Below are 20133 nucleotides of genomic sequence, written 5' to 3'. Positions count from 1 at the left end.
GTAAAATCGACGGCCAATTCGGGCAGCGGTGTCCGAGGCGAGGGGGATGCGGATGACGGAGCCCGTGCGGTTGACCGACAGCGCCATGCTCGCTCGACGCCTCTTGTGGAACCGGGCAACTGACGAACCTTCCAGCGCTCAGCCCATCATGGTGCTGCTCGGGCCGACGGGATCGGGCAAAACCCGCGCTCTGGAGTCCATTTCGCAGGACTGCGGGAACAGCGTGGTGCACGCCAAGCCGTTCGACTTCGGGCGCGAGCAGCCCGCGACCACGGTCGTGGCGCTGGCCGCGATCTCCGAAGACCTCTCCCGTCGTTGGCGCGCCCGGCGCAGCGCGAAGTTCACCCGGTTCGCGCTCGGGCTGGTCGCCGTGCAGGCCAACCTCGACACCTTCGACCGGGTGAAGGCCAGGGCCGAGATGAGCGCCGCGCTGCGCGAGTTCGCCGAAAGCCCACGCGCCAACGACATCGCGGGCCAGGTGGATTCCACCGCCGACGCGGCCGAACCGATGCTGGACCCGGTGCTGGTCACCGCGGCGAAGCTGGTGCTGCCGCGGTTGATCCGCACGATCGGCCGGAGGTCGCTGGCCGGCGCCAAGCGCTGGCACGCCGACATCCCGGAGGCCGAGGGCGCCGAGCCGCTGGACGCGCTGATCCAGCTCAGCCGACGGGCCCGCAACGAACCGGAGGCCATGACGGCCTGGCTGACCTCGGCTTTCCTGGCCGATGTGCGGGAGAACCACCCGGTCATGGCGCGCCCGGAGCTGGGCAGCGCGTGCTCCTGCGAGAACGAGGCGGGCAAGACCCACTCGCACAACTGGGTGGTGCTGCTGGACAACCTCGACCACCCCGGCGGGTACGAGTTCCTCAGCGACATCATCGCCGCGCGCGAACGACATCTGAGGCAGCACAACGAGCACGATCCGCTGCTGTTCATCGGCACCAGCGGCCGGTGGAACCCCGAGTGGGAATCGCACTGGCACGCACCGTGGAAGTCCGCTGCCACCAGATCCGACGAGGTGCTGGTGGTGCCGCGCTGCCGCGACGCGGGCCACTGGCGCAACAACTCCGAAGTGGACAGACCTCAGGCGTCCGTGCACCCGGTGCTGCTGGAACCGCTGGAGATCGAGGAGACCGCGAGCCTGATCGGGCACAGCCCTTACTTCAGCGAGGCGAAGCTGGCTCAGCGCGCCACCGCCGGGCTCCCGAAGGCGGTCGAGGCGGTCTCCGAAATGCTGCCCGCCGCCCGATTGCGGGAAGGCAGGCGCGACATCCTCGAACCCGCCGAGTCGACCCCCGAAGCCTGGCAGCAACGACTGACCGATCTGCGCGTCTCCGAGCAGCTGCAGGACGTGGACCTCGCGGAATTCGTCAACGCGGCTCCGTTCGCGACCGCGCCGTGGCTGGTCCCGGCCGAGTCGACCAGCCTCGTCTCGCTGCCGCAGACCGGCCGCATCCTCACCGAGCTGCGCAGCGCGCTGTGGGTGATCGCCCCGGACCGCGACGGCGGAACCGAGGACCAGTCCCTGCTGCACCCGTGGATCGCCCGGACGCTGCTGTTCGCCCTCAACGCGCGCGGTGAGCAGGACGGGGGTTCGTACGAGACGCAGTTCAAGGCGCTGCTCAACGATCCGCACACCAGGCGCGACCTCGCCCGCACCTCCTACTGCCTGCTCGCCCTGGGCCGGTTCGGCGAGGTCGTCGAGACCCTGCGCGAACGCTTCGACCAGATGCCGCACCAGAAGTGGATCGACCTGCTGATCCTGGTCACCAGCGCTCCGGACGACAAACCGCTGCACCGCGACAACGCCCAGGTCTACGCCGACCTCGTCGAGCAGGACCTGCGGGACGGACCCGCCGAGCGGGACCAGGTGCGCAACGTGCTCGCCCGGTTGATCGCCGCGTACTGGCTGATCGCGAATCCGCTGGCCGGTCCCGACCGGGAGCGCAAGAACATCGTCGTGCAGAGCTTCCACGAACTCGCACCACTGTCACACCGCCCGGACGTCGCGGCGCTCTACGAAGCCGCCCGCCGTGCTGACCAGCTGTTCTGACCCTTCGGATTGGACCGGTCATGCCCCTGTTCCGAAGCTCCACCCCGTCCGCTCCGGTGCAGCCCCGCTCCTGGCTGCGCCGCCACAAGGTCATCGCCACGCTGGTGGTCGTCGCAGCGGTCGCCGCCGGGCTGGCGGTGTGGCAGCCTTGGAAACCGTGCGACACGGCGATGACGACGGTCGAACCGTCGTCCAACTGCGTGGGGCTCAACGTCGAGAACACCTCGTTCGGCCCCAACGATGCCGTCGGTGACCTCAGGCAACGCGTCGCCGAGCACAACGCGGGGGTGACCGAGCAGAACTCCGTCACCGTGGTGGTGCTCGACAACATGACCCCGGATCCCCGACTCGCCAGCATCGGCCGTTCCAGCGTGCGCCACGGTGTCGAGGGAGCGCTCACCGCGGCACGGCGCGCCAACGCCGAACTCGTCGTCGGGGGCACGTCTCCGCGGGTGAAGCTGTTGCTGGCCAACTACGGGACCACCGTCGACGAGGCGGAAGAAGCTGCGCGGCAGATCCAGGCCGCCCGCGAGCGCGAGCACGTCGTCGCGGTCGTGGGGTTGGGGCAGAGCCTCCAACACACCCGGACCGCCGCGAGCCGGCTGTCCGATGCCGGAATCGCCGTGGTGAGCGGAATGGCCAGCGCCGACAACATGAACAAGCACGTCGACGACGACAAGAAGGACCTCGACAAGTTCTTCCGGATCACCCCGACCAACATCGACGCGGCCAGGGCCGGCGCGGCTTACCTGCGAGAGCGCGGTGCGGACAAGGTGATGCTGGTCGAGGACACCAACGAGACCGACATCTACGCGCGCACGCTGGCCAGGGCCTTCAAGGACGCCTACCGGGACAGGGAGTTCAGCACGGTGCGGTTCACCTCGTTGAGCGGCTCCGAGGGATTCCCGCGCGCGGACTTCATGGCGGGTGAGTTCGCCCGCGTCTACACGAGGATCTGCCTGGAGAAGCCGCGGTACCTGTACTTCGCCGGTCGCGGCATCGATCTGGACCCGTTGCTCAAAACCATGTCGCAGAACGGCTCCTGCTCCGGAATGGCGGACATGGACGTGGTCACCAGCGATGACGCCACCAACATCGTGAATCGGCCGCTGCCCGAGTTCGACAACCGGCAGGTTCGGGTGTTCTACACCAGCGTCGCGACCAAGGGGCAGTGGGCCAACGAGCCCGGGCAGGAGGAGAACCAGGCCAGCTACGGATCCTTCGAATCCCAGTTCGTCGAGACGGGGCTGGACGGCCATGACGGCCTGCTCGACGGCTACGCGATGTCGGTCCACGACGCGTTCCTGGTCGCCACGAAGGGCGCTCGAGAGGTCCCCGACGTGAACCGGCTGTACGCGAAGGTGGCCGATAAGATCAAGGCAATCGACTGCGTAGAGCCGTTCGGCGGCGCCACCGGCAAGATCGCCTACCAGAACGAACGGGCCGGGCAGGGCAACCCGGTGGGCAAGGCGATGCCGATCATGCGTCTGGAAGCGAACGGACGTCCTGTCCAGGAGAGCCTGGTCTGGCCTTCCGGGCAGCCGTTCGGCCCGCAATCATGCCGGTAGTCGGCGTATGGAGGGCTCATGGACGACGTGTTCCGACGACTGGACGCGATTCGCGACGACCTGATCGCGCTGTACAAGGACCTGCACGCGCATCCTGAGCTGTCGTTCCAGGAGCACCGCACGGCTGCCGAGGTCGCCCGGCGGTTGGAGGCCCTCGGGCTGGAGGTCACCTCCGGCGTCGGCCGCACCGGTGTGGTCGGGGTGCTGCGCAACGGGGACGGGCCGACGGTGCTGCTGCGCGCGGACTTCGACGCGCTGCCGGTGCAGGAGCAGACCGGGCTCGACTACGCGAGCACGCAGCGGGCCACCTCGTCCGACGGATCGGACGTCCCGGTGATGCACGCGTGCGGCCACGACATGCACGTCACCAGCCTGCTGGGCGCGCTGGACCTGCTGATCACGGCGCGTTCGCGCTGGTCGGGGACGGTGGTGGCGGTGTTCCAGCCGGCCGAGGAGCTCGGGGCCGGGGCGCGGGCGATGCTCGACGACGGGTTCCTGGAGCGGTTCCCGCGACCCGACGTGTGCCTGGGGCAGCACGTGTTCCCGTTCCAGAGCGGGTTCGTGGGCATGATGAGCGGGCCGAGCATGTCGGCCGCCGACAGCGTGAAGATCACCATGTTCGGTCGCGGCGGGCACGGGTCGCAGCCGCAGAACGCGATCGATCCGGTGGTGATGGCCTCGGCGACGGTGATGCGGTTGCAGACCGTCGTCTCGCGCGAGGTCGCCGGTGATGACACCGCTGTGCTCACCGTCGGTTCGGTCCGCGCGGGCACGAAGGAGAACATCATCCCCGACCAGGCGGAACTGCTGGTCAACATCCGGTCCTTCGACGAACGCGTCCGCGAGCGGGTCCTGGCGGCCGTCCGGCGCATCGTCCGGGCGGAGGCGATCGCGTCCGGTGCCGAGCGAGAACCGGAGTTCGAGCCCCTGACCCGGTTCCCGCTGCTGGTCAACGACCCCGACGCCACCTCTCGAACCACCGGCGCCCTGCGCGCCGCGCTGGGTGACCACGCGGTGCTCGACCTGCCGCCCGCCATGGCAAGCGAGGACGTGGGCCTGTTCGGCACGGCGGCGGGAGTTCCCACCTGCTACTGGTTCTTCGGCGGCACGGAGCCCGGCCGCTTCCAGCGAGCCCTGGCCGAGGACCGGGTGGCCCAGGAGATCCCGGCCAACCACTCCCCGGGCTTCGCCCCGGAGATCGAACCGACCCTCACCACCGGCGTCAAAGCCCTCACCGCGGCCACCCTGGAATGGCTCGCCTGAGCCGCCGGAGCCCGAGCGCTCGGTGACGCCGGTGGGCGGTTCTGGTCCGAACCGCCCGGGGTCGGTGTCCGGTTCATCCGGTCAGTTCGGAGCGGAACCGCCGCGGGCGAGCGCTCCGGATTCGAGGGCGACCCAGAGCGTTCCGTCGGCGGCGAGGGTGAGTCCGTGGGGCTCGGATGACGGATCGGGGAGCGCGTGCGTCTCGACGTGCCCATCGGGGGTGACGTGACCGAGGCGGCCGGTTGCCCATTCGGTGAACCAGCAGGTCCCGTCGGGTGCGGCGATGATCGCGTGCGGCCGGGCGGCGCGATCGGGGAGCGGGAACTCGGCGATCTCGCCATCGGGCCGGATGCGGCCGACCTGACCAGCGCCGATCTCGACGAACCACAACGCGTCGTCGGTGCCGGTGAGCCCGACCGGTGCCGCGTTCTCGGTGGGCAGCGGGAAGACCCGCACCTCTCCGCCGGTGCTGATGCGCCCGATCGCGTTGGCCTGGTTCAGGGTGAACCACAACGCCCCGTCCGGGCCGCTGGTGATCAGCGAGGGGAACCCGCCCGACTCGGGCAGGGCGAACTCGGTGATCTCGCCGTCGACGGTGATCCGCCCGATCCGGTCGGTGCTCATCGCCGTGAACCACAACGCGGAATCCGGACCGACCGCGAGCCCGTACGGGTTGGTGCCGGGCACGTCGAACCCGCTCACCGAACCGTCGGTACCGATCCGCCCGATCCGGTTGCCCTGGTACAGGGTGAACCACAGCGCCTCATCAGGTCCGGCGACGATCACCGTCGGTCGGGAATCCGCCGGCCCGACCGCAAATCCCCGGTAGCTCCCGTCGGCGTCGAGCCGTCCGACCCGGCCGTGGTGCACCTCCGTGCACCAGATCGCACCGTCCGGACCCACCGCGACCCCGTAAGGCCCGCACCCGGTTTCGCCGACCGGGATCTCCACGAATTCCACCCTCGCAGCCTTCACGACCAACGCGCCTGCGACAACTGAATTCTCGTCGCCCCACCACGGGGCGTCCCTCAGCCGCCGACCGGAGCCAAGTCCGAACTGGACGCGCTCGCCGGGCCCCGCGTCCTAGACGCTCATGCCTCGCCAGATGAGGTCGAGGAGATCGGCGGTCTCCTCCCGCCACTCGCTCTTGGGGTTGAGGTAGAAGAGTCCGCCGAGGCCGCGCAGCACCGTTTCCGGGTTCACGTCGGAGCGGATGTTGCCCGCCTCGACGTTGGCGCGCAGCAGCGCGGTGATCGCCTCGACCAGGGTTTCGTGGGCGTTGACCGGTAGTTCGGCGGGGGAGGACGTGGCGGCGACGAGCGCCTTGGCCAGGCCGCGCTTGGTCATCATGTAGTGCGCGAGGTGGTCGGTGACCCAGGTGCGGAGCGCTTCCTCGGGCTCGTGCCGGTCCAGCAGCTCCGGGACGACTTCGCCGAGGTGGTCCAGCTCGCGCTGGTAGACGGCGATGATGAGCGCTTCGGTGGTGGGGAAGTGCCGGTACACCGTGCCCACGCCGACGCCTGCCTGCTTGGCGATGTGGTTGAACGAGACCTGCTCCGAGCACGCCAGCGACCGGGCCGCGGTGTTCAGGATGGCCTCGTGGTTGCGCCGGGTGTCCGCACGCCGGGGGTTCACGGAGCCCGTCGTCATCGTCCCTCCCCGGTCGGCTACCTGGTCTTGACCTGGAATGTAGTGCACCGCTCGCGGGACCTGGGCAGTCTTGAGGGTGAGAACACTCGTGCTCGTTGCGAAGCGGATAAAAATCCGGTAGCTTCGGTTCCAGCTGAAGTGGATGAGTATCCGATTCAGCCTTCGAGTCTAGCTCCCACCACCACGAGCATTCCGCCCAACGCCCACGGCGGAAGGGCGGGGAAGAGATTCTGTGGACCTCTCACTGGAAATCAACGGTAGGACGGAAGAGCTCAGCGTCGATCCCGGCGTGACCCTGCTCGACGCGCTGCGCGAGAAGCTCGGCGTCACCGGCCCCAAGAAGGGCTGCGACCGAGGGCAGTGCGGCGCTTGCACCGTGCACGTCGACGGCCGTCCCGTCCTGTCCTGCCTCACGCTGGCGGCCACCGTGCAGGAGCCGGTGACGACCGTCGAAGGGCTCGCCGACGGCGAGTCGCTGCACCCGGTGCAGCGGGCCTTCCTCGACCAGGACGCGCTGCAGTGCGGTTTCTGCACGTCCGGCCAGGTCATGTCGGCCGTGGCCGCGGTCGAGCAGGACGTCGACGACGTCCGCGAGTTCATGTCCGGCAACATCTGCCGCTGCTCGGCCTACCCGAACATCGTGGCGGCAGTAGAACAGGCGAGGCAGGCGGGCTGATGCGCTCCTTCGAACTGACCGCACCCACCACGATCGACGACGCCCTCGGCGGCACCGGCACGTTCCTGGCCGGTGGCACCACGCTCGTCGACCTGATGAAGCTCGACGTGCTCACCCCGCAGCGGGTGCAGAACATCAACGGCCTGCCGCTGCGCGGCATCGACACCTCCGACGGGCTGCGGATCGGCGCGCTGGAGCGGATGAGCGACGTGGCCGCGAATCCCGGCGTGTACCCGGCGATCTCGCGCGCGCTGCTGCAGAGCGCGTCGCAGCAGCTGCGCAACATGGCCAGCATCGGCGGGAACCTGATGCAGCGCACGCGTTGCGGCTACTTCCGCGACGTCGACATGCCCTGCAACCGTCGTGACCCGGGCAGCGGATGCCCGGCGATCGAGGGCGCCAACCGGATGCACGCGATCCTGGGCACCAGCGACGCGTGCGCGGCCACCCACGCCAGCGACCTGGCGGTCGCGCTGGTCGCGCTCGACGCCGAGGTCCGGCTGGTCAGCACCGACGGCGAGCGCACCGTCAAGCTCGCCGACTTCTACATGCAGCCGGGCCAGACGCCCGAGGCCGAGCACGACCTGCGCGAGGGCGAGCTGATCGGCGAGGTCGTCGTGCCGAAGCTGGACTGGGCGACCAACTCCACCTACGTCAAGGTCCGCGACCGGCAGTCCTACGAGTTCGCGCTGACCTCGGCCGCCGTGGCGCTCGACGTCCGCGGCGGAGTGATCGCCGACGCCCGCGTGGCCGCGGGCGGTGTGGCGACGGTGCCGTGGAAGCTCGGCGTCGTCGAGGACGTGCTGCGCGGCAAGCCCGCCACCCAGGAGACCTTCGAAGCCGCCGCCGCGCTCGCCGCCGAAGGGGCGAAGCCGTTGTCCGGCAACGCGTTCAAGGTGTCCCTGCTGAAGCGGACGATCGTCCGCGCCCTGCTCGAAACCACCGAAGGGATGCAGCTGTGACCAGTCGGCTGGACGGCCCGCTGAAAGTCACCGGTCAGGCCAAGTACGGGGCCGACAACAACTTCCCCGGCATGGTCTACGGCTACCTCGTGCTCAGCACGATCGCCTGCGGCGAGGTCGAGAGCATGGACGTCACCGCGGCCAAGAGCGCGCCCGGTGTGCTCGGCGTGTACACGCCGTTCGACAAGCTGGAGCTGGCCACGCCGAGCTCGATGCTGGGCGTGACCTGGGTTCCGCTGCAGAACCGCGAGGTCGCCTACTACGGCCAGCCGATCGGTCTCGTCATCGCCGAGACCTTCGAGCAGGCCCGCGACGCCGCGGCGCTGGTGGAGGTCGGCTACCAGGCCAAGCCCGCCAAGACCTCGTTCGAGGAGGGGCTGGCCGACGCCGAGGCGGCGCCGGACCGCGAAGACCTGGAGATCCTCGACGCCGACGCCGGTTTCGAGTCCATCGCCGACGCCTTCGCCGGCAGCCCGGTGGTCGTCGACCACACCTACTCGACCGCGACGCAGAACCACGCCGCGATGGAGCCGCACTCGGCGGTCGCGCTGTGGGAGGGCGGCGAGCTCACGCTCTACACGCCGAACCAGGGCTCGCACATGGTCGCCGCGGACATGGCCACCGCGCTCGGCGTCGACGTCTCGCAGGTCCACGTCGTGAACCCCTACGTGGGCGGTGCTTTCGGCGGCAAGGGCAAGACCTCCACGCCGGCGTTCCTCGCGGCGGCGGCCAGCCGCGCGCTCGGACGGCCGGTCAAGGCCGCGCTGACCCGCGAGCAGGTGTTCACGGTCACCGCCGGCCGCGCGGCCACCCGGCAGAAGGTCGCGCTGGGCGCCGACCGCGAGGGCCGCCTGATCGCGGTTCAGCACGACTCGTGGTGCACCACCGACTCGGACCGCTCGTTCGTCGAGCCGACCTCGCACGGGACCTCGCTGGAGTGGTACGCGACGCCGAACCTCGCGGTGTCGCAGCGGATCGTGCCGCTGAACGTCCCGCCGACGACGTTCATGCGCGCTCCCGGTGAGGCACCGGGTTCGTTCGCGCTGGAGAGCGCGATCGACGAGCTGGCGGTCGAGCTGGGGATCGACCCGATCGAGCTGCGCAAGCGCAACAACTCGACCGCCCCGCCCGGCAAGGACCTGCAGTGGTCCAGCAAGCACCTCGACGAGTGCTTCGACATCGGCGCGCAGCGCTTCGGCTGGGCCAACCGCAGCCCGCAGGGCCGCACCGAGGGCGACTGGCAGGTCGGCATGGGCGTGGCCGTGGCGATGTTCCCGGCGCTGCGGTTCCCGGCCACGGTCGGCATCGAGCTGCGGGCCGACGGGACCGCCGTGGTCTCCACCAGCGGTGCGGACCCGGGGACCGGCCTGCTGACGGTGATGTCGACGATCGGCGCGGAGTCCCTGGACCTGCCCGAGGAGCGGATCACCCCGCAGCTGGGCGACTCGGCGCTGCCGCCGGGCGGCCTGTCGGGTGGCTCCACCGCCACGGCCAGCGTGGGCACCGCGATCCAGCTCGCGGGGACCGCGGCGGTCGACGAGCTCACCGCGCTGGCCTCCGGGCCGGGTGCGCCGTTCGAGGGCGAGGAGGTCACCTACGCCCACGGCGAGCTGTTCGCCGACGGCCGGTCGATGGCCTTCGGCGACCTGCTGCGGGAGCTGGGCCGCGACTCGGTGTCGGTGAGCGGGTCCTCGGCGCCCGGCGAGGAGCTGACCAAGCACTCCTTCAGCTCGTTCGGCGCGCAGTTCGTCGAGGTCAAGGTGCACAGGTGGACGCGAGAGACCCGGGTGTCCCGGATGCTCGGCGTCTTCGACTGCGGCCGGATCATCAACGACAAGCTGGCCACCAGCCAGCTCCAGGGCGGCATGATCTGGGGCGTGTCGGCGGCGCTGCACGAGGCCATGGAGGTCGAGGGCGACGGTCGGCTGGCCAACGGCGACTTCGCGAGCTACCTGCTGCCGGTCAACGCCGACATCCCCGAGGTGGACGTGGAGTTCGTGAAGTACCCGGACACGCTGCACAACTCGGTGGGCGCCAAGGGGCTCGGCGAGATCGGCACGGTCGGCATGGCCGCCGCGGTCGCCAACGCGGTCCACAACGCCACCGGAATCCGGGTCCGCCACATCCCGATCACCATCGAGGACCTGTTGGTGGACTGAGGTTTTCGCCGGGCGGCCCGTGGGAGGCCGCCCGGCGGATCCTCAGCGCGGGGTGTGGGAACCGGGCACGGTCCGGTTGATGACGCTGATCCGGTTCCAGGCGTTGATGGCCGCGATGAGCATCACCAGCGCGGTCAGGGTCGCTTCGTCGAACTCCTCGCGTGCCCTCTCGAAGACCTCGTCGGGCACGCCGTGCGGGTTGTCGGCCAGGCGGGTACCCGATTCGGCCAGGTCCAGCGCCGCGCGTTCGGCGCTGGTGAAGTGCGGCGATTCGCGCCAGGCCGCGACGCCGAAGAGCCGCTCGTCCGTCTCGCCCCCTTGCCTCGCGTGCTTGCTGTGCATGTCGACGCAGAGCGCAGCCGTTGATCTGGCTGACGCGGAGCTTGACCAGGTGCTGGAGTTCCTTCGGAACTCCGCTGCCTGCGAGGAACACCTCCAGCGAGCTCATCGCCGCGTAGCCGTCGCCCGCCTTGGCGGGCAGGTCGTCGATCCGTCCTCGCATCGTCATCTCCTTATCTCGGACATCTGATATCCAGAATTGGTTGGTGTCAAAACCCCTGTTCGGGAGGGGTTCGATCAGGTGCGGGTGTCGCCGAACCAGCGGCGGACCCGCTCGGCGGCCGCCGGGGAGTGGTCGTCCACGGTGGCCGCGATGTCGGCGATGGACTGCGACGCCAGCTCCCGGCGCCAGGCGAGCTCGGCCTTGCGCATGGAGGTGTGGACGGCGCACGGGGTTTCGCTGCGGGAGCCGCTGCCGGAGCCGCCGCGGTGGCGGATCTCGGTGCACCGGAACGCTTCGTCGGGGCCTTCGATCGCGGCGACCACGTCCATCAGCGTGATCTTCTCCGGCGGTCGCGCGAGCCGGAAACCGCCGCGCGGCCCGGACGTCGAGGTGACGATCCCGGCGCGGGCGAGCGCCTGGAGCTGCTTGTTCAGGTATGCGGCGGGAAGTTCGTAGAACGCGGCGAGCTTCGCCGCGGGCACGGCCCGGTCCTCGCCCAACCATGCGAGGTTGAGGCAGCTGTGCACCGCCCACTCCACGCCCTCGTTCATCCGCACAACCCGGATATTAGATGTCCAGGTTTAAGAATGGCAACCGGGATGGTCTGGTCCACTCGGGTCTGAACGCGTTCTTGCACGTTCCGGCGGGCGATCGAGCGGCGTAGCTTCGGCCTGACATTTTCATACGTATTCCGATTGGGGAACGGACATGGCGGTGTCCAGGCGGTCGTTCATGATCTCCACCGGAGCGCTGGTCGCGGGAGCGACCGTGCTGCCGATCTCCGAGTTATCTCCCCGGATGGCCCGCGCGGACGCCTCGTGGCTGGCCGACGCCGTGCTCTACCAGATCTACCCGCAGACCTACGCCGACACCGACGGCACCGGAGTCGGTGACTTGCAGGGCATCATCGACCACCTCGATCACCTCCAGTGGCTCGGCATCACCGCGATCTGGATGAACCCGATCTTCCCGTCGCCGCTGACCGATGCCGGTTACGACGTCTCCGACTACGTGGGCGTGCACGAGCGCTACGGCACGCAGGACGACGTGGCCCGGCTGACGGGGGAAGCGCGCGAGCGCGGCATCCGGATCCTGTTCGACCTGGTCGCCGGGCACACCTCGGACCAGCACCCGTGGTTCCTCGACTCGCTGCAGGACTTCTCCGACGACCGCTTCATCTGGGCGAGCCCGGATCAGTTCCCCGACGGCGAACTGCCGGAGGACTTCGTCGCCTCGCCCGGTCCGCGCGAGGGCGCGTTCCTGAAGAACTTCTACGAGACGCAGCCGGCCATCAACTACGGCTACGCGCGGATGAACCCGGATGAGCCGTGGCGTCAGCCGGTCGACGCCGAAGGTCCCAAGCGCAACCGCGAAGCGATGCGCGAGGTCATGGACCACTGGCTGAAGCTGGGGGTTTCGGGCTTCCGCTGCGACATGGCCGCGAGCCTGATCAAGGACGACCCGGACCTGGTCGAAACCGGCAGGCTCTGGGGCGAGATGGCCACCTGGCTGGACGAGAACCACCCCGACGCGGTGCTCGTCTCCGAGTGGGGTGATCCGAAGGTCGCGGTTCCGGCCGGGTTCGACGGCGACTTCTTCTTCCAGACCGGCGAGGCTTGGCGCTCGTTGTGGCAGGACAACCCCTACTTCGGCGCCGACGGCACCGGCACGGCCAAGATCTTCATCGACGCCTGGCGCGAGGCGGAAGACGCGATCGGGCGGCCCGGGGGAGTCATCCTGCCCTCGGCCAACCACGACACCGCGCTGCGGCTGAACAACGGCGTCCGCACGCCGGAGGAGATCCCGGCGGCGTACGCGTTCTGGCTGACCTGGCCGATCGTCCCGCTGATCTACTACGGCGAGGAGATCGGCATGCGGCTGGTCGACGGCCTGCCGGACGTCGAGGGCAGCAACGGCCGGCAGAACAACCGCACGCCGATGCAGTGGAACGACGGCCCCAACGCCGGGTTCTCCACGGCTCCGGCCGAAAACCTCTACCTCCCGCAGGACCCCGACCCGAACCGGCCGAACGTCGGGTCTCAGCGGAACGATCCGGGATCGCTGCTGAACCTCGTGCAGCGGCTCATCGCGCTGCGCCAGGCCAACCCGGAGCTCGGAACCGCCTACGACGTGCAGGTCTTCCACGACGGCTACCCGCTGACCTACCTGCGCGGCGACCGGTTCCTGGTAACGGTCAACCCCAGCCGGGACGCGGTGACGCTCGCTGTGCCCGACGGCCGGCTGGCGAACGCCACCGCCGTCGAGGACAGCGGCGTGACGATCAACGGCCAGGACATCACGGTCCCGGCCTTCGGCTACGCCGTGCTCGACCTCCGCTGAGTCCTGCGCGGCACCCGGCGACCACCGGGTGCCGCGCAGGTAGGACCGGGGAGCTGAACGAGCTCTGGGAACGAGCGGTGCCGGTCGGCGTCTTTTGAAGATCGCTCGGAAGGAGTACATTCGGCGCCGCTTGTGTATACGTATTCAGGACGGAGCTGGGTGCATTGGTGTCGAGGCGGTCGTTCATGATCGGTACGGGTGCGGTGCTCGCGGGGGCCGCTGCGCTGCCGATCTCGCGGGTGAGTCCCGCTGCGGCGTCGGGTCAGCCCTCGTGGCTCGCCGACGCCGTGCTGTACCAGGTGTATCCGCAGAGCTTCGCCGACACCGACGGCGACGGGATCGGTGACCTGCGCGGCATCACCGAGCACCTCGACCACCTGGCGTGGCTGGGGGTCACCGCGATCTGGGTCAACCCGGTGTTCCCGTCGCCGTTCACCGACGCCGGCTACGACATCACCGACTACGTCGGCGTGCACCCGCGCTACGGGGCGCAGGAGGACGTGGCCGAGCTGGTCACCGCCGCGCGGGCCCGCGGCATCCGGGTGCTGTTCGACCTGGTCGCCGGGCACACCTCGGACCAGCACCCGTGGTTCCTGCAGTCCCTGCAGGACAACACCGACAGCCGCTACGTGTGGGCGACCCCCGACCAGCTGCCGCCGGACGGCAGCCTGCCGGAGGACTTCGTCGCCTCGCCCGGTCCGCGCGAGGGCGCGTTCCTGAAGAACTACTACGAGACGCAGCCGGCCATCAACTACGGCTACGCGCGGATGAACCCGGATGAGCCGTGGCGTCAGCCGGTCGACGCGGAAGGTCCCAAGCGCAACCGCGAAGCGATGCGCGAGGTCATGGACCACTGGCTGAAGCTCGGGGTTTCGGGCTTCCGCTGCGACCTGGCCGCGACGCTGGTCAAGGACGACCCGGGCTGGGTCGAGACCGGCAAGCTGTGGGGCGAGATGAGGGCGTGGCTGGACGAGAACCACCCCGACGCGGTGATGATCGCCGAGTGGGGCGACCCGGCGACCTCGGTCCCCGCGGGCTTCGACGGCGACTTCTTCCTCCCGGTCAACGGGCCCGGCGACGGTGCGCCGTGGAAGTCGTTGTGGCAGGACAACCCCTACTTCGGCGCCGACGGCACCGGCAGCGCCAAGACCTTCGTCGACGCCTGGCAGCAGACCGAGCAGACCATCGGGCGCCCCGGGCACATCCTGCTGCCCTCGGCCAACCACGACAGCGCGCTGCGGCTGAACAACGGCGTCCGCACGCCGGAGGAGATCCCCGCCGCGTTCGCGTTCTGGCTGACCTGGCCGACCGTTCCGACGCTGTACTACGGCGAGGAGATCGGGATGCGGCTGATCGAGGGCCTGCCCGACGTCGAGGGAAGCGCCGGTCGGCAGAACAACCGAACGCCGATGCAGTGGAACGACGGCCCCAACGCCGGGTTCTCCACCGCCCCCGCCGACAAGCTCTACATCCCGCAGGACCCGGATCCGAACCGGCCGACCGTCGCAGGTCAGCTCGCGGATCAGGGCTCGCTGCTGAACTTCGTGCAGCGGGTCATCGCGCTGCGCAAGCACCACCCCGAGCTCGGCAGCGGCGGCGCGGTGGAGGTGTTCCACGACGGCTACCCGCTGACCTACCTGCGAGGCGACCGCTTCCTGATCACGATCAACCCGAGCCGCGAGCAGGTCACCGTCGACGTTCCCGACGACCGGCTGGCCGAGGCCCGTCCGGTGGAGGACAGCGGTGTCCGCGTCGAGGGGCGGACCGTCACGGTCCCCGCCTTCGGCTACGCCATCCTCGACCTCGGCTAAGAGCCGATTCCGGGGCGCTCTCGGGGAAATCTCCGGGAGGCCCCGGAACCGCCGTCCCCTCTCCGGCGCGATGCTGGTTCGCACGGCCACATCACCTGGGGGAACGGATGAACCACGCGCGCGTCTACGAGATCCGGGTCGGCGGATTCGCGAGCCTCGCCGAGGCCATCGCGGCGCAGGACCCTATCGCGCACCTGCTGTGCCCCGACGAGTGGCACCGGGGCCCGTGCGAGATCCCGTGGAGCCTCGGCGTCGCGGACGACCCGGGCGATCTCGACCGGGCGGCCCTGGTGGTCGGCGTGCTCACCACCCGCGAGAAGGCGCTGGAACTCCTGCGTCCCATCGGTGAGGTGACGGGACGCTCGGCGGTGCTGGTCGAGGCGGACCCCTCGGACCACGAAGAGCTCGTCGAGCAGCACCGGATCGAGGCGCTGCTCGCCGACTGACCGCGGCCTGCGCGAGCGGTCGCCGACGATCACGCGCCGGGCGCGCCGTCGAGGATCGTGGGGGCGTATTCGAGCAGCTGGAGCCGGCCGTCGAAGGTGCGGCTGCTGATCAGGTCGAGCTTGATGTCCGGGTATCCGTCGAAGATGCGTTCCTGACCGGTCTTGCCGGTGATGACCGGGAAGACGACCACGCGGAAGCGGTCCACGATCCCGGCTTCGAGCAGCGACCGGCTCAGGCTGAGGCTGCCGACGGTGCGCAGCGGCCGGGTCTCGCGCTGCTTGAGCTCCCGCACGGCCTCGACGGCTTCCCCGCTGACGAGCTCGCTGTTCGCCCAGGTCAGCGGTGCCGCCAGCGTGGAGGAGAAGACGACCTTGGGCATCGCGGTCAGTTCGGCGAGCCCGGTCTCCTCGGGGGCCTCGGCGGCGAACCCGGACATCAGCCGGTACGTCGTGGCCCCCATGAGCGTGACGTGCTCCTGCTCCGACTCGCTCCCGATCCACCCGAGGTACTCGGGCCCCTCCATCCCCCAGAACCCGGGCCATCCCTCGGCGGCCGCGTAGCCGTCGAGGGAGATGATGAAGTCCACCATCAGATCCGACATCGCTCAGTCCTCTCTCCGCAGGTCTCCAGGTGCAGACCGGGCGGGGCCCGAGAAATCATCGGTCTTCGGTCACTCGGACGAGGTGTCGTCGGGGAGGAGCGGGAAGGTGGCGTGGACGCGGTAGCCGCCGTCCTCGGTGCGGCCGGTCTGCAACCTGCCCCCGGTGAGCGCGACGCGCTCGCGCATGCCGACCAGGCCGAATCCGGAGCTGGGCAGCGCGACGTCGTGGCCGCGCGGGCTGCGGCGGTTGGTGACCGTCACCGCCAGCTCGTCGTCGTCGGACCGCACGGTGACCTGCACGGCCGCGTTCGGGGCGTGCTTGGCGGCGTTGGTGAGCCCCTCCTGCACCACGCGGTACGCGGCGCGCCCCACCTCGGGCGGGACGTCCGGAGCGGGCTCGGCCATGTCGAGTCGCACGTTCGCCCCCGACTCGGCGGCGCCGGAGACGAGGTCGGCGATGCCGGTCGTGCTCGCCGAGGCCGGCTCGGGTTCGGCGTCGTCGCGCAGCGCGCGCAGCATCTCGTGCAGCTCGGACATCGCGGTGGCGCTGGTGGACCGGATGATCTCGGCGAGCTCGGCGCTGCGCTCATCGGTGGCGTTGGCGGCCAGCACGTCGGCGTGCCGCGACACCACGCCGATGCGGTGCGCGACGACGTCGTGCATCTCGCGGGCGATCTCGCGCCGCTGCGCCTCCACCGCCTGCTCGGCCAGCAGCTTTCGCTCGCGCTCGACCTGCTCGGCCTTCTCGCGGTAGTCGACGAGCACGCGCCGCCGCCCGAACACCCACAGCCCGATCAGCAGCGGCACGACCACGCTCCCCACCACGATGGTCGTCGTCGACGCCATGCGGATCTCGCCCCACCGCCACACCGTCGGCACCAGGGGCAGCAGGTGCGCGACGACGGCCACCCACGTCGTCGGCCGCGATCCGTACCGGCTCGCCACCGTGTACAGCGCGACCTCCGTCGCTCCGATGACGCCCCTCAAGGGCAGCGACGCCGCGGCCAGCACCACTGCGACGGCGAAGGGGAAGCGTCGCCGCACCACCAGCGCGAGGAACCCGATGATCAGCGCGGCGATCGCCAGGGGAGAGGTGTCGCCGAGTCGCCCGCCGTGCGCGTAGAACTCACCCGCGACCGGGGCCCCCGCGACGGCGAGGTCGAACAGCAGCGACCGCAGCGAACCGTCCCACCACGACAACCACGAGCGCTTCTGTTCGACCGGCACGTCCGTCACCGTACTCACACGTCGCGGCGGTTCAGGACGATGCCCGCAACGCCGAGCAGCACCGCCGCGAGTCCCAACATCGGCAGCACGTGCGGCCACTCGGGCGTCTCGCTGATCAGCCGGCGGGCCGAGTAGAACGGCTGGAGCACGACGAGCAGCCACTCCGGCAGGTCCAGCCGGTTGATCAGCAGCATCTCGACCTCCGGCCACACCACCAGGAACGCGATCGGGATGACCGATCCGTGCAGCAGCGCGGCGAGCGCGAGCCCGATCAGCGTCATCAGCGCGGTGTAGACGACGGCGCCGGTGCCCAGCAGCAGCGACGACGACACCGTCGGCGCGGCGGCGAAGAACACTGCGAGCACCAGCCAGGACGCCGCGAGCACCGCGATCTCGGTGGCGACGGCGGCCGCGGTGACCACGGCGATCTTGGCCAGCAGCACGCGCGTCCGCGATCGCGCGGTGAGCACCGTCGTGGTGATCGTGCGGAACCGGTACTCGGTGCCGAAGGAGTTGACGCCCAACGCGCCCACGAGCGCCCCGAACAACCACGCGACGTTGAGCACCTTGTCGAAGGTGACGTCTCCGTGGTCGCGCGAGTCGTGCGCGAACACCGTGAGCAGGAGCTGCACCAGCAGCGCCGCCCCGATCAGCACCCAGTTGGACCGCACGGTCCGGAAGGCGGCCCACTCGTACGCCAGCGCTCGGCGGAACCCCGGCTCGCGGTCGGCCTGCGGACGGGCTTCGAGGGTGGTGGTCATGCTGCTTCTCCCCGGTAGGTCGTGGCGTTGGCGGTGGCGTTGAAGAAGGCGTCTTCCAGGCTGCTGCGGCGGGTGTGCAGCTCGCGGATCGCGACCCCGGCCTGGCGTGCGGCGGCGCTGACCGCGTCGGCGTTGGGCGTGTCGACCACGAGCGCGTCGACGTCCTCCGGCTCGACCTGGAACCCCGCCTGGTGCAGCCACTTCCGGAACCTCTCGGGCTCCGGCGTGCGGACGACGACGTGGGTGCGGGTGTTCGCGGCGACGAAGTCGCGCACCGGCTGGGCGGCGATCAGCCGGCCCTCGCCGATGACGACGAGATCGTCGGCGAGCTGCGCGATCTCGGACAGCAGGTGCGAGGACACGAACACGGTTCGGCCCTCGTCGGCGAGGTTGCGCAGCAGCGAGCGGATCCAGCGGACGCCTTCCGGGTCGAGCCCGTTGGTCGGTTCGTCGAGGATCACGTACTCGGGATCTCCCACCAGCGCGGCGGCGATGCCGAGGCGCTGCCGCATCCCGAGGCTGAAGCCGCCGACGCGGCGGGACCGCACCTCGTCGAGGCCGACGGCGGCCATCACCTCGCGGACCCGCTGCTCGGAGATCCCGGCGCCGGCGGCGATCATCCGCAGGTGCTGGTGCGCCGACCGCCCCGGGTGCACGGCCCCGGCGTCGAGCAGGGCGCCCACGGCGCGCACCGGGTTCGGCAGGTCGCGGTAGGGGCGGTCGTTGAAGAGGACTTCGCCCTCGCCGCGGTCGAGCCCGAGCATGAGCCGCATCGTGGTGGACTTGCCCGCCCCGTTCGGGCCGAGGAAGCCGGTCACCACGCCCGGCCGGATCGTGCAGGTGAGGTCGCGCACGGCGAGCTTGTTGCCGTAGCGCTTGGTCAGTTCCCGGATGGTGATCAACCCTGCTCCTCGAAGTCGGTTCGGAATTCCCGCATGACAACGAGAATCGCGAATCCGATGAGGTCAGGGCGTCTGACTTCCAGCTATGACCGAGTACGACTTTCGGTCACCGCGGCAGCACGGCCGACACCCGGAAGCCCCCGTCCGCGGTCGGCCCCACCTCCAGGGAGCCGCCCGCGAGCGCAACGCGCTCCCGCATCCCGAGCAGCCCGTACCCGGGCCCGGCGGTCGACGCCTGCGCACCGGGGCCGTTGGTGACGATGACGCGGAGCTCGTCGCCGGCCTCGACGACGACGGACACCGACGCGCCGGGTGCGTGCTGCGCCGCGTTCGTCAGCGCCTCCTGCACCACCCGGTAGGCCGCGCGCCCGGTGCTCCCGGTGGTGCTGGGGAGCTCCTCGGGCATGCTCAACCGCACCCCGGAGCCCGTTTCGCGCACCAGCTCGGCGATCTCGGCCAAGGTCGGCGCTTCGGAGAGGTCGGACGGGCCTTCTCGCAGCACCCGCAGCATGCCGCGCAGCTCGGTGAGCGCCTTCGCGCTGTTCTCGCGGATGATCTCCGCGGTCTGGGCGGTGCCCTCGTCCTTCGCGTGCAGGGTGAGCGCGCCGGCCTGCAGCGACATGACGCTGGCCCGGTGGGCGATCACGTCGTGCAGCTCGCGCGCGATCCGCCGGCGCTCCTCGGTGACGGCCCGCCCGGTGAGCAGCGCGCGTTCCCGCTCGGCGCGTTCGATGCGCTCGCGGGCGCCGATCAGCAGCGCCTGCCGTTGGTGCAGCCACAACCCGAGCATCGCGGGAACGGTGTAGAGCGCCGAGTGCACGCCGATGCTCAGCAGCGTCGGGAACAGCGGCTCGTCGGGGTAGCGGATCAGGTTCGAAGTCACCCCGGACGTGATGATCACGATGCCCACGACCCACGTCGACGGCGCGGAGCCGTAGCGGCGCGCGTAGGAGTACAGCGCGACCCACGACGGCGGCAGGTAGAGCAGGAGCGCGATCAACGCGACTGATGCTCCGGCGGCCACCAGCGGAAACCGCCTGCGCACGAGCAGTGCGACTCCGACGGCGAAGTGCAGGGAGAACTCCCACGGCGTGGCCTGGGTGCTGAGCACCCCGCTGAACACCAGGGCGACGGCGAGGTCGATCAGCAGGCGGTGCACCTTGCCGTCCCACCAGGACAGCAGCTGCTCTCGGTCGAGGAGTTCACGCACC

The 20133-nt window shown here is 70.1% G+C and carries 18 protein-coding genes; 9 read left to right on the top strand and 9 right to left on the bottom strand.

Annotated elements, in window-relative coordinates:
• Positions 1-52 precede the first annotated feature (52 nt).
• Genes AB0J91_RS14460 through AB0J91_RS14450 form a run of 3 tightly spaced genes read left to right on the top strand, consistent with a single transcriptional unit; the run spans position 53 to position 4884 of the window.
• On the top strand, positions 53-2053 hold the full coding sequence (locus tag AB0J91_RS14460) for a hypothetical protein (RefSeq protein WP_363868254.1): 2001 nt from the start codon (positions 53-55) through the stop codon (positions 2051-2053).
• A 20-nt stretch (positions 2054-2073) separates the two neighbouring features.
• Complete coding sequence (locus tag AB0J91_RS14455; protein ID WP_363868251.1) at positions 2074-3621, top strand: hypothetical protein; 1548 nt, start codon at positions 2074-2076, stop codon at positions 3619-3621.
• Positions 3622-3639: 18 nt separating this feature from the next.
• A complete protein-coding gene (locus AB0J91_RS14450) occupies positions 3640-4884 on the top strand; it encodes a M20 family metallopeptidase (protein WP_363868248.1) in 1245 nt (414 codons plus the stop codon).
• An 81-nt stretch (positions 4885-4965) separates the two neighbouring features.
• Here the strand turns inward: AB0J91_RS14450 and AB0J91_RS14445 are convergent, their stop codons facing one another.
• Together AB0J91_RS14445 and AB0J91_RS14440 are read right to left on the bottom strand one after the other, a co-directional pair.
• Positions 4966-5844, bottom strand: coding sequence for a virginiamycin B lyase (locus AB0J91_RS14445; protein WP_363868245.1), 879 nt, complete (start codon positions 5842-5844; stop codon positions 4966-4968).
• 123 nt (positions 5845-5967) lie between these two features.
• A complete protein-coding gene (locus tag AB0J91_RS14440; RefSeq protein ID WP_363868243.1) occupies positions 5968-6534 on the bottom strand; it encodes a TetR/AcrR family transcriptional regulator in 567 nt (188 codons plus the stop codon).
• A gap of 232 nt (positions 6535-6766) precedes the next feature.
• On the opposite strand from AB0J91_RS14440, the gene AB0J91_RS14435 reads away from it, so the two are divergent.
• Genes AB0J91_RS14435 through AB0J91_RS14425 form a run of 3 tightly spaced genes read left to right on the top strand, consistent with a single transcriptional unit; the run spans position 6767 to position 10331 of the window.
• The gene (locus AB0J91_RS14435) at positions 6767-7210 is read left to right on the top strand and encodes a (2Fe-2S)-binding protein (protein ID WP_132681550.1); all 444 of its coding nucleotides are present in this window, start codon (positions 6767-6769) and stop codon (positions 7208-7210) included.
• Positions 7210-8172, top strand: a complete 963-nt coding sequence (locus AB0J91_RS14430) for a xanthine dehydrogenase family protein subunit M (protein ID WP_363868240.1) — start codon at positions 7210-7212, stop codon at positions 8170-8172. Before AB0J91_RS14435 ends, AB0J91_RS14430 begins: the two co-directional genes overlap by 1 nt.
• The gene (locus tag AB0J91_RS14425; protein ID WP_363868237.1) at positions 8169-10331 is read left to right on the top strand and encodes a xanthine dehydrogenase family protein molybdopterin-binding subunit; all 2163 of its coding nucleotides are present in this window, start codon (positions 8169-8171) and stop codon (positions 10329-10331) included. Before AB0J91_RS14430 ends, AB0J91_RS14425 begins: the two co-directional genes overlap by 4 nt.
• A 42-nt stretch (positions 10332-10373) precedes the next feature.
• Here AB0J91_RS14425 and AB0J91_RS14420 read toward each other — a convergent pair whose 3' ends face one another.
• Complete coding sequence (locus AB0J91_RS14420) at positions 10374-10673, bottom strand: carboxymuconolactone decarboxylase family protein (RefSeq protein WP_363868235.1); 300 nt, start codon at positions 10671-10673, stop codon at positions 10374-10376.
• A gap of 234 nt (positions 10674-10907) precedes the next feature.
• Positions 10908-11384 carry an Rrf2 family transcriptional regulator gene (locus tag AB0J91_RS14415; protein ID WP_363868481.1) on the bottom strand — a complete coding sequence of 159 codons (477 nt, stop codon included), beginning with the start codon at positions 11382-11384 and terminating at the stop codon, positions 10908-10910.
• A gap of 157 nt (positions 11385-11541) precedes the next feature.
• On the opposite strand from AB0J91_RS14415, the gene AB0J91_RS14410 reads away from it, so the two are divergent.
• The 3 genes from AB0J91_RS14410 (at position 11542) to AB0J91_RS14400 (ending at position 15430) form a co-directional block, all read left to right on the top strand.
• On the top strand, positions 11542-13173 hold the full coding sequence (locus AB0J91_RS14410; RefSeq protein ID WP_363868231.1) for an alpha-amylase family glycosyl hydrolase: 1632 nt from the start codon (positions 11542-11544) through the stop codon (positions 13171-13173).
• 185 nt (positions 13174-13358) lie between these two features.
• Positions 13359-14984, top strand: coding sequence for an alpha-amylase family glycosyl hydrolase (locus AB0J91_RS14405; protein WP_363868228.1), 1626 nt, complete (start codon positions 13359-13361; stop codon positions 14982-14984).
• 107 nt (positions 14985-15091) lie between these two features.
• Positions 15092-15430, top strand: coding sequence for a hypothetical protein (locus AB0J91_RS14400; protein ID WP_363868225.1), 339 nt, complete (start codon positions 15092-15094; stop codon positions 15428-15430).
• A 29-nt stretch (positions 15431-15459) separates the two neighbouring features.
• Here the strand turns inward: AB0J91_RS14400 and AB0J91_RS14395 are convergent, their stop codons facing one another.
• From AB0J91_RS14395 to AB0J91_RS14375, 5 genes are all read right to left on the bottom strand, one after another.
• Positions 15460-16032: a dihydrofolate reductase family protein gene (locus AB0J91_RS14395; protein WP_363868222.1), complete on the bottom strand. Its 573-nt coding sequence runs from the start codon at positions 16030-16032 to the stop codon at positions 15460-15462.
• Positions 16033-16101: 69 nt separating this feature from the next.
• Positions 16102-17259: a histidine kinase gene (locus AB0J91_RS14390; protein WP_363868219.1), complete on the bottom strand. Its 1158-nt coding sequence runs from the start codon at positions 17257-17259 to the stop codon at positions 16102-16104.
• 14 nt (positions 17260-17273) lie between these two features.
• The gene (locus AB0J91_RS14385; RefSeq protein ID WP_363868216.1) at positions 17274-18020 is read right to left on the bottom strand and encodes an ABC transporter permease; all 747 of its coding nucleotides are present in this window, start codon (positions 18018-18020) and stop codon (positions 17274-17276) included.
• On the bottom strand, positions 18017-18922 hold the full coding sequence (locus AB0J91_RS14380; protein WP_363868213.1) for an ABC transporter ATP-binding protein: 906 nt from the start codon (positions 18920-18922) through the stop codon (positions 18017-18019). The genes AB0J91_RS14385 and AB0J91_RS14380 overlap by 4 nt, the downstream gene beginning before the upstream one ends.
• Positions 18923-19028: 106 nt before the next feature.
• Positions 19029-20132: a histidine kinase gene (locus AB0J91_RS14375; RefSeq protein ID WP_363868210.1), complete on the bottom strand. Its 1104-nt coding sequence runs from the start codon at positions 20130-20132 to the stop codon at positions 19029-19031.
• Position 20133 lies beyond the last annotated feature (1 nt).

The organism is Saccharopolyspora sp. NPDC049357, assembly GCF_040677225.1.
Classification (GTDB): Bacteria; Actinomycetota; Actinomycetes; order Mycobacteriales; family Pseudonocardiaceae; genus Saccharopolyspora.
The sequence above is the reverse complement of the archived record's forward strand: the minus strand, read 5'-3'. Positions and strand labels throughout refer to the sequence as shown.

Coding starts and splice junctions, on each gene's coding strand:
- AB0J91_RS14460 (WP_363868254.1), top strand. CDS start 53: ATGACGGAGCCCGTGCGGTTGACCGACAGCGCCATGCTCGCTCGACGC.
- AB0J91_RS14455 (WP_363868251.1), top strand. CDS start 2,074: ATGCCCCTGTTCCGAAGCTCCACCCCGTCCGCTCCGGTGCAGCCCCGC.
- AB0J91_RS14450 (WP_363868248.1), top strand. CDS start 3,640: ATGGACGACGTGTTCCGACGACTGGACGCGATTCGCGACGACCTGATC.
- AB0J91_RS14440 (WP_363868243.1), bottom strand. CDS start 6,534: ATGACGACGGGCTCCGTGAACCCCCGGCGTGCGGACACCCGGCGCAAC.
- AB0J91_RS14430 (WP_363868240.1), top strand. CDS start 7,210: ATGCGCTCCTTCGAACTGACCGCACCCACCACGATCGACGACGCCCTC.
- AB0J91_RS14420 (WP_363868235.1), bottom strand. CDS start 10,673: ATGCACAGCAAGCACGCGAGGCAAGGGGGCGAGACGGACGAGCGGCTC.
- AB0J91_RS14415 (WP_363868481.1), bottom strand. CDS start 11,384: ATGAACGAGGGCGTGGAGTGGGCGGTGCACAGCTGCCTCAACCTCGCA.
- AB0J91_RS14410 (WP_363868231.1), top strand. CDS start 11,542: ATGGCGGTGTCCAGGCGGTCGTTCATGATCTCCACCGGAGCGCTGGTC.
- AB0J91_RS14405 (WP_363868228.1), top strand. CDS start 13,359: ATGATCGGTACGGGTGCGGTGCTCGCGGGGGCCGCTGCGCTGCCGATC.
- AB0J91_RS14400 (WP_363868225.1), top strand. CDS start 15,092: ATGAACCACGCGCGCGTCTACGAGATCCGGGTCGGCGGATTCGCGAGC.
- AB0J91_RS14395 (WP_363868222.1), bottom strand. CDS start 16,032: ATGTCGGATCTGATGGTGGACTTCATCATCTCCCTCGACGGCTACGCG.
- AB0J91_RS14385 (WP_363868216.1), bottom strand. CDS start 18,020: ATGACCACCACCCTCGAAGCCCGTCCGCAGGCCGACCGCGAGCCGGGG.